The organism is Haemophilus influenzae, assembly GCF_001457655.1.
Taxonomy (GTDB): Bacteria; Pseudomonadota; Gammaproteobacteria; order Enterobacterales; family Pasteurellaceae; genus Haemophilus; species Haemophilus influenzae.
In genome coordinates, this window is the sequence record NZ_LN831035.1 from 1,105,440 (window position 1) to 1,121,709 (window position 16,270).

General features: G+C 37.9%; 15 protein-coding genes. 14 read left to right on the forward strand and 1 reads right to left on the reverse strand.

The window, feature by feature from the left end; genetic code table 11:
- Positions 1-46: 46 nt before the first annotated feature.
- From AT683_RS05585 to miaB, 12 genes are all read left to right on the forward strand, one after another.
- Positions 47-910 carry a septal ring lytic transglycosylase RlpA family protein gene (locus tag AT683_RS05585; RefSeq protein WP_005689889.1) on the forward strand — a complete coding sequence of 288 codons (864 nt, stop codon included), beginning with the start codon at positions 47-49 and terminating at the stop codon, positions 908-910.
- A 15-nt stretch (positions 911-925) separates the two neighbouring features.
- Positions 926-2,107 carry a D-alanyl-D-alanine carboxypeptidase family protein gene (locus tag AT683_RS05590; RefSeq protein ID WP_011271786.1) on the forward strand — a complete coding sequence of 394 codons (1,182 nt, stop codon included), beginning with the start codon at positions 926-928 and terminating at the stop codon, positions 2,105-2,107.
- Between the two features lie 55 nt (positions 2,108-2,162).
- A complete protein-coding gene (gene ybeD / locus AT683_RS05595) occupies positions 2,163-2,441 on the forward strand; it encodes a DUF493 family protein YbeD (RefSeq protein WP_005649857.1) in 279 nt (92 codons plus the stop codon).
- A gap of 1 nt (position 2,442) precedes the next feature.
- Positions 2,443-3,081 (forward strand): lipoyl(octanoyl) transferase LipB, encoded by a 639-nt coding sequence (gene lipB / locus AT683_RS05600; RefSeq protein WP_005649858.1) that lies wholly within the window; start codon positions 2,443-2,445, stop codon positions 3,079-3,081.
- A 53-nt stretch (positions 3,082-3,134) separates the two neighbouring features.
- Positions 3,135-4,097 carry a lipoyl synthase gene (lipA, locus tag AT683_RS05605; protein WP_011271785.1) on the forward strand — a complete coding sequence of 321 codons (963 nt, stop codon included), beginning with the start codon at positions 3,135-3,137 and terminating at the stop codon, positions 4,095-4,097.
- Positions 4,098-4,347: 250 nt separating this feature from the next.
- Positions 4,348-5,355 (forward strand): [citrate (pro-3S)-lyase] ligase, encoded by a 1,008-nt coding sequence (gene citC / locus AT683_RS05610; RefSeq protein WP_011271784.1) that lies wholly within the window; start codon positions 4,348-4,350, stop codon positions 5,353-5,355.
- A 37-nt stretch (positions 5,356-5,392) separates the two neighbouring features.
- Positions 5,393-5,680: a citrate lyase acyl carrier protein gene (citD, locus tag AT683_RS05615; protein ID WP_005649866.1), complete on the forward strand. Its 288-nt coding sequence runs from the start codon at positions 5,393-5,395 to the stop codon at positions 5,678-5,680.
- A complete protein-coding gene (gene citE / locus AT683_RS05620) occupies positions 5,677-6,552 on the forward strand; it encodes a citrate (pro-3S)-lyase subunit beta (protein ID WP_005649868.1) in 876 nt (291 codons plus the stop codon). The genes citD and citE overlap by 4 nt, the downstream gene beginning before the upstream one ends.
- Positions 6,553-6,566: 14 nt before the next feature.
- Complete coding sequence (citF, locus tag AT683_RS05625) at positions 6,567-8,069, forward strand: citrate lyase subunit alpha (protein ID WP_014550625.1); 1,503 nt, start codon at positions 6,567-6,569, stop codon at positions 8,067-8,069.
- A 180-nt stretch (positions 8,070-8,249) separates the two neighbouring features.
- The gene (citG, locus tag AT683_RS05630; protein WP_005663296.1) at positions 8,250-9,647 is read left to right on the forward strand and encodes a triphosphoribosyl-dephospho-CoA synthase CitG; all 1,398 of its coding nucleotides are present in this window, start codon (positions 8,250-8,252) and stop codon (positions 9,645-9,647) included.
- 1 nt (position 9,648) lies between these two features.
- On the forward strand, positions 9,649-11,088 hold the full coding sequence (locus AT683_RS05635) for an anion permease (RefSeq protein ID WP_005652640.1): 1,440 nt from the start codon (positions 9,649-9,651) through the stop codon (positions 11,086-11,088).
- A gap of 419 nt (positions 11,089-11,507) precedes the next feature.
- Positions 11,508-12,932, forward strand: a complete 1,425-nt coding sequence (gene miaB, locus AT683_RS05640; protein WP_005660726.1) for a tRNA (N6-isopentenyl adenosine(37)-C2)-methylthiotransferase MiaB — start codon at positions 11,508-11,510, stop codon at positions 12,930-12,932.
- Positions 12,933-13,001: 69 nt separating this feature from the next.
- Here miaB and ung read toward each other — a convergent pair whose 3' ends face one another.
- A complete protein-coding gene (ung, locus tag AT683_RS05645; protein WP_038440975.1) occupies positions 13,002-13,661 on the reverse strand; it encodes a uracil-DNA glycosylase in 660 nt (219 codons plus the stop codon).
- Positions 13,662-13,918: 257 nt separating this feature from the next.
- On the opposite strand from ung, the gene grcA reads away from it, so the two are divergent.
- Both grcA and lepA read left to right on the forward strand, forming a co-directional pair.
- Positions 13,919-14,302, forward strand: coding sequence for an autonomous glycyl radical cofactor GrcA (grcA, locus tag AT683_RS05650; protein ID WP_005628746.1), 384 nt, complete (start codon positions 13,919-13,921; stop codon positions 14,300-14,302).
- A 167-nt stretch (positions 14,303-14,469) separates the two neighbouring features.
- Positions 14,470-16,266 carry a translation elongation factor 4 gene (gene lepA, locus AT683_RS05655; RefSeq protein WP_038440977.1) on the forward strand — a complete coding sequence of 599 codons (1,797 nt, stop codon included), beginning with the start codon at positions 14,470-14,472 and terminating at the stop codon, positions 16,264-16,266.
- Positions 16,267-16,270 lie beyond the last annotated feature (4 nt).

Consider the following 16,270-nt stretch of genomic DNA (forward strand, 5'->3'; position numbering starts at 1 on the left):
TTTTTTCTTTCTTAAAGAAAGAATAAATGAAAAGCGTTAGTATTTTATGAAATTAAAAACTGGGTTAAATTTGACCGCACTTTTGCTATTTATGATAAGCGTAGCTTTTCCTGCGCAGGCTGATACGCAAAAAATGTATGGTATTCGAGGGGATAATCTTTCTATCGCAACTCAAATGCCTGCACCAAGGACTTATTCAGTAAAAGGGCAAACTTATACCACTAAAAGTGGGAATGAAGCCAAATCTTATATTAAAGAAGGTTTAGCAAGTTATTATCATCTTAAATTTGATGGGCGAAAAACAGCAAGTGGCGATGTTTATAACTCAAAACAATTTACTGCAGCACATAAAACATTGCCAATAAATTCTTATGCTTTAGTGACAAATTTACATAACAATCGTAAAGTTATCGTACGTATTAATGATCGTGGGCCTTTTAGTGATAAACGTTTAATTGATCTTTCACACGCTGCGGCAAAAGAAATTGGCTTAATTTCCCGCGGCATAGGGCAGGTAAGAATTGAGGCGTTGCACGTTGCTAAAAATGGGAATTTATCAGGTGCAGCCACAAAAACACTGGCTAAACAAGCAAAAACTCAGGAAGCTGCCGATCGTTTAGTATTAAAATCTAACACGCTTTTTGATAACGCATCTAAGTCAATAAATGCTCTAAAAGGAACCGAATTTTACTGTTTGAAAATGCTTGAATTAACCTCTCATAGCCAAGCAAATAAATTAATTACGCAGCTTGCGTTAGCGAATATTCAGACTGAAGTAAATCGCTCAGGAAATAAATATGAAATTTATATTGGGCCTTTTGATGACAAAACAAAAATGGCACAAGTGAGAACTAAATTACAAAAAATGGCAAATAATAAGCCATTAATTGTTTATACGTATAAAAATTAATTGTAGGAACACACTATGTTGAAAAGAACAACAAAAATCGCATTTTTATCAAGTTTTGTGGCACTTAGTGCTTTTTCGGTATCTGCAGAGGATATGCAGTTTGGCGTAACTCCACCACAAATTACGGCTCAAACGTATGTATTGATGGATTATAATTCAGGTGCAATTTTGACCGCACTTAATCCAGATCAACGTCAATATCCAGCATCACTGACTAAAATGATGACAAGTTATGTAGTTGGTGTCGCATTAAAACAAGGCAAAATCCATAATACCGATATGGTTACCATTGGTGAAAGTGCGTGGGGGCGTAATTTCCCTGATTCATCAAAAATGTTTTTAGATTTAAATACACAAGTATCTGTAGCAGATTTAAATCGAGGTGTGATTGTTGTTTCTGGTAATGATGCGACTGTTGCATTAGCTGAACATATTTCTGGCAATGTACCGAACTTTGTAGAAACAATGAATAAATATGTTCAACAATTTGGTTTGAAAAATACAAATTTCACCACGCCCCATGGTTTAGACGATCCAAATCAATATTCTTCCGCGCGTGATATGGCAATTATTGGTGCGCATATTATTCGTGATTTACCTGAAGAATATAAAATTTACTCCGAAAAAGACTTTACATTTAATAAAATCAAACAAGCTAACCGTAATGGACTATTATGGGATAAAACTATCAATGTTGATGGAATGAAGACAGGGCATACTAGCCAAGCAGGATATAACTTAGTCGCTTCAGCGACTACATCAAACAATATGCGTTTAATTTCTGTAGTAATGGGTGTGCCAACTTACAAAGGTCGTGAAGTAGAAAGTAAGAAACTTTTACAATGGGGTTTTGCTAATTTCGAAACATTTAAAACTTTAGAGGCTGGTAAAGAAATTTCAGAACAAAGGGTTTATTATGGCGATAAAAATTCAGTAAAACTTGGTGCTTTAATGGATCACTTTATTACGATACCTAAAGGTAAACAAAGTGAGGTTAAAGCTCGTTATGAATTAGCAGATAAAAATTTACAAGCACCATTAGCAAAAGGTCAAGTGATTGGTAAAGTGGTTTATCAACTGGATGGTAAGGATATTGCAAGTGCCAATTTACAAGTGATGAATGATGTGGGAGAAGCGGGTATTTTTGGTAAACTATGGGATTGGTTAGTATTGACTGTGAAAGGGTTATTCTCATAAAAACAAGTTGAAAATTGACCGCACTTTTTGATTTATTTTATTTTTAGGAAAGAAAATGACAATAGAAAACGATTATGCAAAACTCAAGGAATTAATGGAATTTCCAGCAAAAATGACTTTTAAAGTTGCGGGAATTAATCGAGAAGGGTTAGCACAAGATCTTATACAAGTGGTGCAAAAATATATTAAAGGCGATTATATTCCAAAAGAAAAGCGCAGTAGTAAAGGCACTTATAATTCAGTTTCAATTGATATTATTGCTGAAAACTTTGATCAGGTAGAAACACTCTATAAAGAACTGGCTAAAGTTGAAGGCGTGAAAATGGTTATTTAGTATGAACAATTCCCTTATCGTTCGTCAGTTAGGATTGCAAGATTATCAAGAAATTTGGCACAAAATGCAGGATTTTACTGATACTCGAAATGCTGAAACGCAAGACGAAATTTGGTTAGTACAACATTATCCTGTTTTTACCCAAGGGCAAGCAGGTAAACCAGAGCATCTTTTACAACGTAGTGAAATCCCTGTGGTGCAATCGGATCGTGGTGGGCAAATTACCTATCACGCACCCGGTCAGCAAGTGATGTATGTGCTTATTGACATTAAACGCCATAAAAACTTAAATGTGCGTCAATTAGTTACCGCACTTGAACAAACGGTGGTTAAAACTTTGGCTGAATATGGCATTGAAAGCTATCCAAAGCCTGATGCGCCAGGTGTTTATGTGGATGGAAAAAAGATTTGTTCTCTTGGATTACGTATTCGTCGTGGTTGCTCTTTTCACGGGTTGGCATTGAATATTAATATGGATCTTAATCCTTTCCATTATATTAATCCTTGTGGGTATGCAGGGCTTGAAATGTGTCAGTTAGCGGATTTTGTTAATCAAGATGAAGCTGATTGCGATAATGTTTCAGCAAAATTAATTAAACACTTCGCCGATCTTTTAGGCTATAATATAACAACTTTATAACATTTTATAAAAACTAAATGCCCAATTTGGGCATTTTTATTTAGGAAAATACTATGTCTACGCCTTTCAAAATGGAACGCGGTGTAAAATATCGCGATGCGGCAAAAACCTCAATTATTCCCGTAAAAAATATCGATCCTAATCAAGAGTTATTAAAAAAACCAGAATGGATGAAAATTAAACTTCCAGCAAGTTCAGCTAAAATTGAAAGCATTAAAAATGGAATGCGCCGTCACGGATTACATTCTGTTTGTGAGGAAGCGTCTTGTCCAAATTTACACGAATGTTTTAATCATGGCACAGCCACTTTTATGATTTTAGGTGCAATTTGTACGCGCCGTTGCCCATTCTGTGATGTGGCTCACGGTAAACCATTACCGCCTGATCCTGAAGAGCCACAAAAATTGGCAGAAACGATTCAAGATATGAAACTTAAATATGTGGTAATCACATCGGTGGATCGTGATGACTTGCCTGATCGTGGTGCTGGTCATTTTTCTGAATGTGTAAAAGCTGTGCGCGAGCTTAATCCTAACATTAAGATTGAAATTTTAGTGCCTGATTTTCGTGGTCGCATTACACAGGCTTTAGAGAAATTAAAAGATAATCCGCCAGATGTCTTTAACCATAATTTAGAAAACGTACCGCGCTTATATAAAGAAATTCGTCCAGGTGCGGATTACGAATGGTCACTTAAATTATTGCGTGAATTCAAAGAAATATTCCCAAATATCCCAACCAAATCTGGTTTAATGGTTGGGTTAGGCGAAACCAACGAGGAAATTTTGCAAGTGATGCAAGATTTACGTGATAACGGTGTGACTATGCTCACGTTGGGTCAATATCTTCAACCTAGCCGCCATCATTTGCCTGTTGCCCGTTATGTGCCGCCAACTGAATTTGATGAATTCCGTGATAAAGCCAATGAAATGGGCTTTGAACATGCGGCTTGTGGGCCATTTGTTCGTTCTTCTTATCACGCTGATTTACAAGCCAGTGGCGGATTAGTGAAATAATTTAAAATTCTGCTAAATTAAACCGCACTTTTTGCTTGCAACAAAAGTGCGGTTTATTTTTACAACTCAGAATAACCGCCAATATTGCCTATAAATTATTCAATGTATAATGCAGTGTTAAGATAATATTAGATTATAAAGTTGGGAAAAATATGAGCTTATCTTGTATCGTAATTTGCTCATCGCTTATAATAGCTCTATACTACTAACTTGGTAGTGATGTTATGTTTTCTTCTTTTTTGGAGAGTCGATGCAATTTGAGCGAATTTCTACTGAACAAAAAAAACTTTCCCTCATTCAGACATTTTTACATCAAAATGCGCTTAAATTAGATGAACAAATCGAGTATTTTGTTGTTGGCTATAATGATAACGAACAAATCGTTGTCTGTGGCGGTTTAGCAGGCAATATCATAAAATGTGTTGCGATTGATGAGTCTTTGCGTGGTAGCGGTGTTGCCTTGCAATTAATTACTGAATTGGTTGATTTAGCTTACACGCTAAAACGCCCACACCTTTTTATTTATACAAAACCCGAATATGCAACGTTGTTCAAATCTTGTGGTTTTTATATCATCTCTGATGCCAATCCTTATGTAGTATTGTTAGAAAATAGTGCTACGCGTTTACAAAAACAATGCTCATTATGGGAGAAAATGCGTGTGGATGGTAATCGAATTGGCTCGATTGTAATGAACGCGAATCCATTTACCTTAGGTCATCGTTATTTAATTGAGCAAGCATTACAACAATGTGATCATCTGCATTTATTTATTGTCGGTGAAGACGCATCGCAATTTTCTTACACTGAACGATTTGAAATGATTCAACAAGGTATTTTCGATTTATCCAATATCACTCTTCATTCTGGCTCTGACTATATTATTTCTCGTGCAACATTTCCAAATTATTTCCTAAAAGATCAATTAATTACAGATGAAAGTTATTTTGAGATTGATCTGAAGTTATTCCGTTTACATATTGCTCAAGCTTTGGGAATAACACATCGCTTTGTTGGTACTGAGCTAAATTGTCCCATCACTGCCGAATATAATCGCCAAATGCATTATTGGTTAATGGATGCCGAAATGAATGCACCAAAAATAAATGTTATCGAGATACCTAGAAAAACAGCAAGCAACCACATTATTTCTGCTTCTACAGTACGAAAGCATTTGGCTGAAAAAAATTGGGCTCAACTCGCAGAGTTTGTGCCTATGACTACGTTAAATTATTTACAAAAGTGCGGTCGTTTTTAAATACATTTTTATTCATCAATATACGGAAGGAAAATCTATGAAAATAACAAAAGTAGCCGTTGCAGGGACACTGGAATCCAGTGATGTTCAAGTACGGGTTCAACCTTTTGATTCACTCGATATTGAAATCAATAGCTCAGTAGCAAAACAATTTGGTGAACAAATTGAAGCGACAGTTCGTGAAGTATTAGCAAAACTAGGCATTACAGCAGCACAAGTCATTGTAGAAGACAAAGGGGCGTTAGATTGCGTGTTACAAGCTCGAGTAAAAGCTGCTGCAATGCGTGCAACTGATGAAACGATTAACTGGGAGGCTGTGCTATGAAATTAAGAAGAAGTATGTTATTTGTGCCGGGCTCAAATGCCGCCATGTTGAGTAATAGCTTTATTTATAAACCAGATTCCATTATGTTTGACTTAGAAGATGCGGTTGCGCTCAAAGAAAAAGATTCTGCTCGTTTATTAGTCGCTCATGCACTTCAACATCCGCTTTATAAAGAAATTGAGACCGTAGTTCGTGTTAATCCGCTAGATTCTGAATTTGGTTTATTGGATTTGAATTCGGTAGTGCGTGCGGGTGTGGATGTGGTACGTATGCCAAAAACTGAAAGCGCGCAAGATGTGTTGGATATGGATCACGCCATTACTGAGATTGAGAAAGCCTGCGGTCGAGAAGCAGGTTCGACTAAAATGCTAGCAGCCATCGAATCGCCATTAGGTATCACTCAAGCCAACCAAATCGCTTTCGCTTCTAAACGTTTAATTGGTATCGCATTGGGTGCAGAGGATTACGTACGTAACTTAAAAACCGAGCGTTCACCAGAGGGGATTGAACTGCTTTTTGCTCGTTGTTCTATTTTACAAGCGGCACGTGCGGCTGGCATTCAGGCTTTTGATACCGTATATTCTAACGCGAACAATGAAGAAGGCTTCTTAAAAGAGGCTGCGTTAATTAAACAGCTTGGTTTTGACGGTAAATCCTTAATCAACCCACGCCAAATTGAATTGTTACACAACTTATTTGCACCGACACAAAAAGACGTGGAGCAGGCAAAACGCATTATTGAAGCGGCAGCAGAAGCTGAACGACAAGGGGCTGGTGTTGTTTCGTTAAACGGTAAAATGATTGACGCACCGATTATTGATCGCGCAAAACTTGTATTAGAACGTGCGAAATCAGGTATTCGTGAAGAGTAAAGGGAGATAAAAAGATGACAACAAGAGAACAACGTATTGAAAAATATCACGCTGATCGCTCAGTCTATCAGGCGGTGCCTAAATCTGAATCCCTTTCTCGTACAGCGAAAGATCGCAAACTTTGTACCTCTCTAGAAGAAGCGATTAAACGCTCTGGCTTAAAAGATGGTATGACTGTTTCATTTCATCATGCTTTTCGGGGCGGAGATTTTGTGGTGAATATGGTGATGAATAAAATTGCCGAAATGGGTTTCAAAAATCTGACCCTTGCATCTTCATCTTTAATTGATAGCCACTTCCCGATTGTCGAATATATCAAAAATGGCGTGGTCACCAAAATCTATTCTTCTGGTTTACGCGGTGAACTTGCAGAGCAAATCTCTCGTGGTTTATTGAATGAACCTGTAAATATTCATTCTCATGGTGGACGTGTTCACTTAGTAAAATCTGGCGAATTAAAAATTGACGTTGCTTTTTTAGGCGTGCCTTGCTGTGACACATTCGGTAATGCCAATGGATTTACTGGAAAAAGTAAATGCGGCTCTCTAGGCTATGCGCGTGTCGATGCTGAATATGCTGACAAAGTTGTGTTGCTCACAGAGGAATTTGTTGAATACCCGCACTACCCAATCAGCATAGCTCAAGATCAAGTAGATTTAATCGTGCAAGTTGAAGCAGTCGGTGACCCGAAAAAAATTGGTGGTGGTGCAACCCGAATGACTACCAATCCACGCGAATTACTCATTGCGCGTAAATGTGCAGAAGTAATTTTTGCCAGTGGTTATTTTAAAGATGGCTTCTCATTACAAACTGGTTCTGGGGGGGCAGCATTAGCTGTTACACGCTTTCTAGAAGAAAAAATGCGTCGTGAAAATATCACTGCAGATTTCGCACTTGGCGGAATTACTGCAAGTATGGTGGCATTACATGAGACTGGTCTTATTAAAAAATTATTAGATGTACAAAGCTTTGATTCTGTTGCAGCTGAATCACTTGCCCGTAACCCAAATCATATTGAAGTCTCCGCTAACCAATATGCGAATTACAGTTCCAAAGGCGCATCTGTTGAACGTTTAGATATGGTGATTCTTTCTGCTTTAGAAATCGACACTAAATTTAACGTGAATGTATTGACTGGCTCTGACGGTGTGATTCGCGGTGCATCTGGTGGTCATTGTGATACCGCAGCTTCTGCACAAGTAGCAATCATTGTGGCACCATTAGTTCGTGGTCGTATTCCAACCGTGGTGGAAAACGTGATTACCTGTGTAACACCTGGTGAAAACGTCGATATTCTCGTTACCGATCATGGTGTAGCAGTAAATCCTAAACGTCCAGATTTGATTGAAGCTTTAAGCAAAACAGACATTCCATTGTTTACTATTGAACAACTTTGTGAACGTGCTTACAGCATTACTGGTAAACCAAAAGAAATTGAGTTTACTAATAAACCTGTGGCTGTTGTTCGTTATCGTGATGGTTCGGTGATTGATACGGTGTATCAAGTTAAAGACTAGAATCAGCATTACAAGCGATCTACTTTCAATAGCCAAAATTAACTCTTGTCTTCCCATGATTATCAGGAAAGGAGCCCAAAGAGTTGAAAGGGACTCAATTAGCTCTTTCAGCTTTCGCCAGCACCATATAAATGGAAAGAGTTAAGAAAATTTATTTTTATACAAAAGAGCGGTCAAATTTTGCAGCATTTTTTTACGACATTCTCTACAGAGGGTTCAAAAATTTCACTTGAAGCATTGCTTAATGCTCGAGAGGAACGTGCAATTTTACAACAACAGCTTATAACACAATATGGACAAACCTTACTTTGCATCACTTTAACTGCTGTGGGTGGAGTAAAAAAAAATGCTTTGTTGGATTATGTTTTTACAAAAGCTCTAGAAAATCTGACCGCACTTTTTACTCAGTTAAACATCACAGCAGTAAAAGAAATAGTCCGTCCGTTAGAAACGGGGCATGAAGCCTATTTTGTATTACCGATAGATGCTCGTACGCTAAAAGTGCTGATGATTGAATTGGAAGAAAGTATTCCTCTTGCTCGTTTGTGGGATTTAGATGTGTTTAATGCTAAAGGCAATCTACTGAGTCGTACAGATTTTGATCTTTCTCCAAGAACTTGTTTAGTGTGCGGAGAAAATGCAAAAATCTGTGCGAGAACCCGCAAGCACGAGATTGATGAGATTGTAGATAAAATTCAATCTCTCGCACAGAATCATGATTTCGCAGAACATATTGGTGAACAAGTTTATCTGGCATTAATACAAGAGGCTCGCTTATCGCCAAAACCTGGTTTAGTGGATGCCATCAATAACGGTTCGCACAAAGATATGAACCTACATACTTTTGAGCAAAGTGCGATTAGTTTAAAACCTTTTTTTACGCAGTTTGTTCTCAAAGGCATGATGACCGCGCATTTGTCTGAAAATCAAATTCTCGCTGAAATTCGTCCTTTAGGTTTATTAGCAGAAAAAGCAATGTTTAAAGTTACTGATGGCGTAAACACCCACAAAGGTGCTATTTTTTCTTTTGGTTTAGTGTGTACGGCAATTGGACGATTATTGGCACAAAAAAGTTTGGTTCAAAGTGCGGTAGATTTTGATGTTAAATTAATCTGCTCACTTGTTGCACAATTTACTCAAGGTTTAACGGATGAACTGAAAAATTATCCTGAACACTTGCCTAGTACGGCTGGAGTGCGTTTATTCCAAAAATATGGCTTAACAGGTGTCCGTGGCGAAGCAGAAAATGGTTTTAATCTCATTCAAACGTTGTTGCCACAATTTGATGAGTACCATCAGTTAGAATGGGAACATCGTTTACTGATTTTGTTATTGAATTTAATGGCAATTAACTCCGACACTAACGTGGTTCATCGAGGTGGTTTAGCGGGATTGCATTTCATACAGCAAACAGCACAGGATCTGCTTACAGATCAACACCTTGTGACAGATAAAACAGCACTGACACAAGCATTAATGAAATTTGATACCGCCTGCATTGAACGTAATTTAAGTTCGGGCGGTAGTGCTGATTTATTAGCACTAACAATTTTCTTTTTATCATTTAGAGGTAATTAATATGGCATTATCCAAAAATACAAAACTGGTGATTTTAATGGCTATCCCATTGATCACTTTCTTACTACCTGCTCCTGATGGGCTTTCTTTGATTGCTTGGCGATTACTTGGTGTTTATATCGCCACTATCGTTGGGCTTGTGCTTAAACCTTATGGCGAGCCCGTTATCTTATTGGCTGCAATTGCAGTTTCTGGCGTTATCATCGGTAATACTGAAGGGGCGAAAGAATTGGTTAAAGTCGGCAATATGTTGGATGGTTATAAATCTGGCACAACATGGCTTATTTTTACCGCATTCACTTTGAGTTCAGCATTTGTAATCACAGGTCTAGGTAAACGTATCGCCTATCATATGATCGGTGCAATGGGTAGCACAACCCTACGCTTAGGCTATGTTACCATGTTCTTAGATCTTTTACTCTCGCCAGCAACGCCCTCTAACACCGCGCGTTCAGGTGGGATTATCTTTCCAATCATTAATAGCGTAGTGGTTGCTCTTGGTTCAGATCCAGAAAAAAGCCCGAAAAAAGCAGGGCGTTATTTGATGATGAACGTATATATGGTGGTTAAAACTACCTCTTATATTTTCTTAACCGCAATGGCTCCTAATGCCTTAGCTCTTTCATTAATGGCACCAATTCTTGGTTTTGAAACCACTTGGATCAAATGGTTCTTAGCTGCATCCGTACCCGGCTTACTCTGCTTATTCTTAATTCCGTTAATTTGTTATTGGGTATCTCCACCAGAATTGAAAAAAGTGGATAATAAAGCCATTGCGAAAAAAGGCTTAGAAGAATTAGGTCCAATGTCTTTTCGTGAAAAAGCACTCAGCGTGTTATTCGTAATTGCATTATTCGGCTGGATTTTCTCTAATTCACTTCATATCAATGCTACCATTGTTGCAATCATTGTAATGGTGCTTTGTATTGTATTAAGTATCGTCACCTGGGACGATATCTTAAAAAGCAAAGGCGCATGGAATACCCTAGTATGGTATGGTGGTATCATCGGTATGTCTGGCTTGCTTGAAAAATCTGGCTTTTTCAAATGGTTAGCAAACACCTTAAGTACCATACTTCAGTTTGAGGGGCATGGTATGATGGCGTTAATAGTGATTCTTACCTTAAGTGTCTCTGTACGTTATTTATTCGCATCAGGCGGTGCATATGTAGCTGCAATGGTACCCGTATTTGCAACAGTCGGACATGTAACAGGCGCTCCTACTGAATTGCTTGCTCTAGGCTTAGTCTTTGCTAATTCTTATGGTGGTTCAGTAACTCACTACGGAGGCGGACCAGGTCCAATTGCATTCGGTGCTGGTTATAATGATATAAAATCTTGGTGGATTACTGGCGCGATCATTGCTTTTGGTAGTTTAATTATCCATCTAACTATCGGTATGGCATGGTGGAAATTATTAATGAGTTTAGGCTGGTTATAAGCTAATCTTTTTTAAATTTAACTGCTATTTTGACGGTGTAGTAGACAAAGTAGTTGATTATAAATATATGCTTGCGTTTTCACTAAAAAGTGAGCTCTATTTAATTTAAGGATTAAGTCCTGTAATCTACAGGGCTTAATCCTTTTGGTTTACCTTGAATATACACATCGTTGTAATCGCGATAAGCTAGTATTTCCTTTAATTTTATGAACTAATATTTACCTCATACTGCATTATATCTTGAGTATATTTATGAATATCTTATTTTTTTAATGATTTACAAGCCTTTCTAGCTTATCAAAATATTCTGTTTAGTGTCTTTCACCGAATATTCACTAGCCAGAATTAGCGCAAGCCTGTAGAATAGCCCATTGCTTTATTTAACTAATTATTTATAACACCTAACGATATTGTAGAAAATGACTCAAAAATTACATATTAAAACTTGGGGCTGCCAGATGAACGAATACGATTCATCTAAAATGGCCGATCTTTTATTAAGCACCCACGGATTAGAACTCACGGAAGCACCTGAAGAAGCAGACGTATTATTATTAAATACCTGTTCTATTCGTGAAAAAGCACAAGAAAAAGTGTTCCACCAACTTGGGCGTTGGAAAGAATTAAAGAAAAATAATCCAAATTTAGTGATTGGTGTGGGCGGCTGTGTGGCTTCTCAAGAAGGGGAACATATTCGCCATCGTGCGCCTTATGTGGATATTATTTTTGGCCCGCAAACTTTGCATCGCTTGCCTGAAATGATTAATCAAATTCGTGGCGGTAAAAGCTCTGTGGTTGATGTGAGCTTTCCTGAAATTGAGAAATTTGACCGCTTACCTGAACCTCGCGCAGAAGGCCCAACGGCATTTGTTTCCATTATGGAAGGCTGTAATAAATACTGTACTTTCTGTGTTGTGCCTTATACTCGTGGAGAAGAAGTTAGCCGTCCCGTAGATGATGTGCTATTTGAAATTGCGCAACTTGCGGAACAAGGTGTGCGTGAGGTAAATCTACTTGGTCAAAATGTAAATGCTTATCGTGGGCCAACGCATGATGGTCAAATTTGTAGTTTTGCTGAGTTGCTTCGTCTCGTGGCTTCTATCGATGGTATTGACCGTTTACGTTTCACAACCAGCCATCCAATAGAATTTACCGATGATATTATTGATGTGTATCGTGATACGCCTGAATTAGTGAGTTTCTTACATCTTCCAGTGCAAGCAGGTTCTGACCGTGTATTAACTATGATGAAACGTGCTCATACCGCATTAGAATATAAATCCATTATTCGTAAACTTCGTGCTGTGCGCCCAGATATTCAAATCAGCTCTGACTTTATTGTTGGTTTCCCAGGGGAAACGTCGGAAGATTTTGAGCAAACTATGAATTTGATTGCACAAGTAAACTTTGATATGAGCTTCAGTTTTGTTTATTCCGCTCGACCAGGTACGCCAGCAGCAGATATGCCAGATGATGTGACGGAAGATGAAAAGAAACAGCGTCTTTATGTGCTACAAGAGCGTATTAATCAACAAGCGGCACAATTTAGCCGTCGTATGCTTGGCACAGAGCAGCGCGTGTTAGTTGAAGGCCCATCGAAGAAAGATATTATGGAATTGACGGGACGTACTGAAACGAATCGTATTGTTAATTTCCAAGGTTCTCCAGAAATGATCGGTAAATTTGTGGATGTAAAAATTACTGATGTTTATACTAATTCGTTACGTGGCGAAGTGGTGCGTACTGAAGATGAAATGGGATTACGTATTGCACAATCGCCACAAGAAGTGATGAATCGCACACGTAAAGAAGATGAATTAGGCGTAGGGCGTTATCACGGCTAATTAAAATGCTGAAATATTCAACCGCACTTTGAGAGATTAAAGTGCGGTTATTTTTTAGAGATATATGGTTTAGATTTGCCAATCAATTGGTTTCATTCCATTACTTTCCAAATATGAATTTGTTTTGGAAAAATGATGACAGCCAAAAAAACCTCGATGGGCTGAAAGTGGGGAAGGGTGCGGAGCCGTTAAAACAAGGTGACGAGTGCGGTCAATAATTTGTCCTTTTTTTTGTGCGTGACTGCCCCAAAGTAAAAACACCAGTTTTTCACGATGTTCATTAAGCACTGCAATAACTTTATCTGTAAACCTTTCCCAACCTAAATTGGCGTGTGAATGTGCCATACCACGTTCTACGGTAAGCACTGTGTTAAGTAGTAATACGCCCTGTTCTGCCCATTTGACTAAATAACCATGTGATGGCATTTGGAATCCCGAAATATCTTGTGTGAGTTCTTTATACATATTTAATAGGGAAGGGGGAATTGCTACTTCAGGTTTTACAGAAAAAGCCAAGCCGTGCGCTTGGTTTGCACCGTGATAAGGATCTTGACCTAAAATTACCACTTTTACATCTTCAAAAGCGGTATATTTGAATGCATTAAATACCTCTTCTTGTGGTGGATAAATTGTTTTCCCGTTTGCTCTTGCAAGATGAACTTGTTGTAGAGCGTGTTGAAAGTAAGGTTGTTCTTTTTCTTTTCCGATAACGTCTGTCCAGTTTTTCATTATTCTATCCTATTAATAAGTTTTTATTCATTATAAACAAAAACACTCATTCAATAAAAAGTTAAATTAATGTTAAATTATTGATATAAATTTTATTTAAAAATTAATAAATTTTAATTTAGATCAAATTTATAAAAATTAATTAAAAAAATAACCTGCTCTTTATCAAATAAATCTAAAATAATTTGAAATATTAAAATGATTTGATAAAATTTGTACAGTTTTATTATTATTTTCGTGCCAATTAGGAGGCTATTATGATTAAAGGTATTCAAATTACTCAAGCAGCAAATGACAATTTGCTTAATTCATTCTGGTTATTAGACAGCGAAAAAAATGAAGCGCGTTGCTTGTGTGCAAAAGGCGAATTTGCTGAAGACCAAGTTGTTGCAGTGAGCGAATTAGGTCAAATCGAATACCGTGAATTACCAGTAAACGTCGCACCAACTGTTAAAGTTGAAGGTGGCCAACATTTAAACGTGAACGTATTACGTCGTGAAACGTTAGAAGATGCGGTAAATAACCCAGATAAATATCCACAATTAACTATCCGTGTTTCTGGTTACGCAGTACGTTTCAACTCTTTAACGCCAGAACAACAACGCGACGTTATCACTCGTACTTTTACTGAAAGCTTATAATTTCATTTTGAATGAAAAAAGAAACCCCGAAGTCATTCGGGGTTTTGTTTTATCTAAAAAGTTTGAAAATTTGACCGCACTTTTCCTTTTCATCTATAGCGATTTACATGCTTTTCAGGTAGAATCCGCCAGTTAAATTTAATGATTTTTGAGAAAAACTATCTTTTATGAAGAATATTCGCAACTTTTCTATTATTGCCCATATTGACCACGGTAAATCGACCCTTTCTGACCGTTTGATTCAAACTTGTGGTGGCCTTTCGGATCGTGAAATGGAAGCGCAAGTGCTAGATTCAATGGATCTTGAGCGTGAGCGTGGAATTACCATCAAAGCACAAAGTGTTACCTTAAATTATAAAGCCAAAGATGGCGAAACTTATCAATTAAACTTTATCGATACCCCAGGACACGTGGACTTTTCCTATGAAGTGTCTCGCTCTCTTGCTGCTTGTGAAGGGGCATTGTTGGTGGTTGATGCTGGCCAAGGAGTCGAAGCCCAAACTCTGGCAAACTGTTATACCGCAATCGAAATGGATTTAGAAGTGGTACCGATTTTAAATAAAATCGACTTGCCTGCCGCAGATCCTGAACGTGTAGCGGAAGAAATTGAAGATATTGTTGGAATTGATGCGATGGAAGCGGTTCGATGCTCAGCTAAAACGGGTGTCGGTATCGAAGATGTATTAGAAGAAATCGTGGCAAAAATTCCCGCACCAGAAGGCGATCCTAATGCGCCATTACAAGCATTGATTATTGATTCTTGGTTCGATAACTATTTGGGCGTGGTATCTTTAGTGCGTATTAAAAACGGGGTATTACGTAAAGGCGATAAAATTAAAGTGATGTCCACAGGGCAAACTTACAATGTTGATCGTTTAGGGATTTTCACGCCAAAACAAGAAGATTCCACCGTTTTAGAATGTGGCGAAGTGGGTTGGGTCGTTTGTGCGATTAAAGATATTTTAGGTGCGCCAGTTGGGGATACCTTAACCCATCAACATAATTCTGCAGCTGAAGTGTTGCCAGGTTTTAAAAAAGTAAAACCACAGGTTTATGCTGGGCTTTTTCCTGTAAGTTCTGATGATTATGAAGCGTTTCGCGATGCACTTGGTAAATTAAGTTTAAACGATGCGTCACTTTTCTATGAACCAGAAACTTCGACTGCACTTGGCTTTGGTTTCCGTTGTGGTTTCCTTGGACTTCTACATATGGAAATCATTCAAGAGCGTCTAGAGCGTGAGTATGATTTAGATCTTATCACTACTGCACCAACGGTAATTTACGAAGTGCAATTAACGAATGGGGAGGTTGTTTATGTGGATAGTCCTGCAAAATTGCCTCCACTTAATAATATTGCTGAAATTCGCGAGCCAATCGCAGAATGTAATATGTTAGTACCACAAGAATATTTAGGTAACGTTATTACCCTTTGCGTTGAAAAACGTGGCGTGCAAACCAATATGGTATATCACGGTAATCAGATCGCACTGACTTATGAAATTCCAATGGGCGAAGTTGTTCTAGACTTCTTTGACCGTTTAAAATCAACATCGCGTGGTTATGCTTCGTTAGATTACGGTTTTAAACGTTTCCAAGCGGCAGATATGGTTCGCGTGGATATTATGATTAACAGCGAACGAGTAGATGCTTTAGCTTTAATTGTTCATAAAGATAATTCACAATATCGTGGTCGTGAATTGGTTGAAAAAATGCGAGAGTTAATTCCTCGTCAGCAATTTGATATTGCTATTCAAGCCGCGATTGGTAACCACATTATTGCCCGTTCTACGGTGAAACAATTACGTAAAAACGTATTAGCAAAATGTTATGGTGGTGACGTGAGCCGTAAGAAAAAGCTCTTACAGAAGCAGAAAGAAGGGAAAAAACGTATGAAATCTTTAGGTAACGTAGAAGTGCCGCAAGAGGCGTTTTTAGCAATTTTACACGTAGGAAAAGATAAATAAGGAA

Excerpts from the sequence above, each read along its gene's own strand:
- AT683_RS05585 (WP_005689889.1), top strand. The coding sequence starts at position 47 with ATGAAATTAAAAACTGGGTTAAATTTGACCGCACTTTTGCTATTTATG.
- AT683_RS05590 (WP_011271786.1), top strand. The coding sequence starts at position 926 with ATGTTGAAAAGAACAACAAAAATCGCATTTTTATCAAGTTTTGTGGCA.
- ybeD (WP_005649857.1), top strand. The coding sequence starts at position 2,163 with ATGACAATAGAAAACGATTATGCAAAACTCAAGGAATTAATGGAATTT.
- lipB (WP_005649858.1), top strand. The coding sequence starts at position 2,443 with ATGAACAATTCCCTTATCGTTCGTCAGTTAGGATTGCAAGATTATCAA.
- lipA (WP_011271785.1), top strand. The coding sequence starts at position 3,135 with ATGTCTACGCCTTTCAAAATGGAACGCGGTGTAAAATATCGCGATGCG.
- citC (WP_011271784.1), top strand. The coding sequence starts at position 4,348 with ATGCAATTTGAGCGAATTTCTACTGAACAAAAAAAACTTTCCCTCATT.
- citD (WP_005649866.1), top strand. The coding sequence starts at position 5,393 with ATGAAAATAACAAAAGTAGCCGTTGCAGGGACACTGGAATCCAGTGAT.
- citE (WP_005649868.1), top strand. The coding sequence starts at position 5,677 with ATGAAATTAAGAAGAAGTATGTTATTTGTGCCGGGCTCAAATGCCGCC.
- citF (WP_014550625.1), top strand. The coding sequence starts at position 6,567 with ATGACAACAAGAGAACAACGTATTGAAAAATATCACGCTGATCGCTCA.
- AT683_RS05635 (WP_005652640.1), top strand. The coding sequence starts at position 9,649 with ATGGCATTATCCAAAAATACAAAACTGGTGATTTTAATGGCTATCCCA.
- miaB (WP_005660726.1), top strand. The coding sequence starts at position 11,508 with ATGACTCAAAAATTACATATTAAAACTTGGGGCTGCCAGATGAACGAA.
- ung (WP_038440975.1), bottom strand. The coding sequence starts at position 13,661 with ATGAAAAACTGGACAGACGTTATCGGAAAAGAAAAAGAACAACCTTAC.
- grcA (WP_005628746.1), top strand. The coding sequence starts at position 13,919 with ATGATTAAAGGTATTCAAATTACTCAAGCAGCAAATGACAATTTGCTT.
- lepA (WP_038440977.1), top strand. The coding sequence starts at position 14,470 with ATGAAGAATATTCGCAACTTTTCTATTATTGCCCATATTGACCACGGT.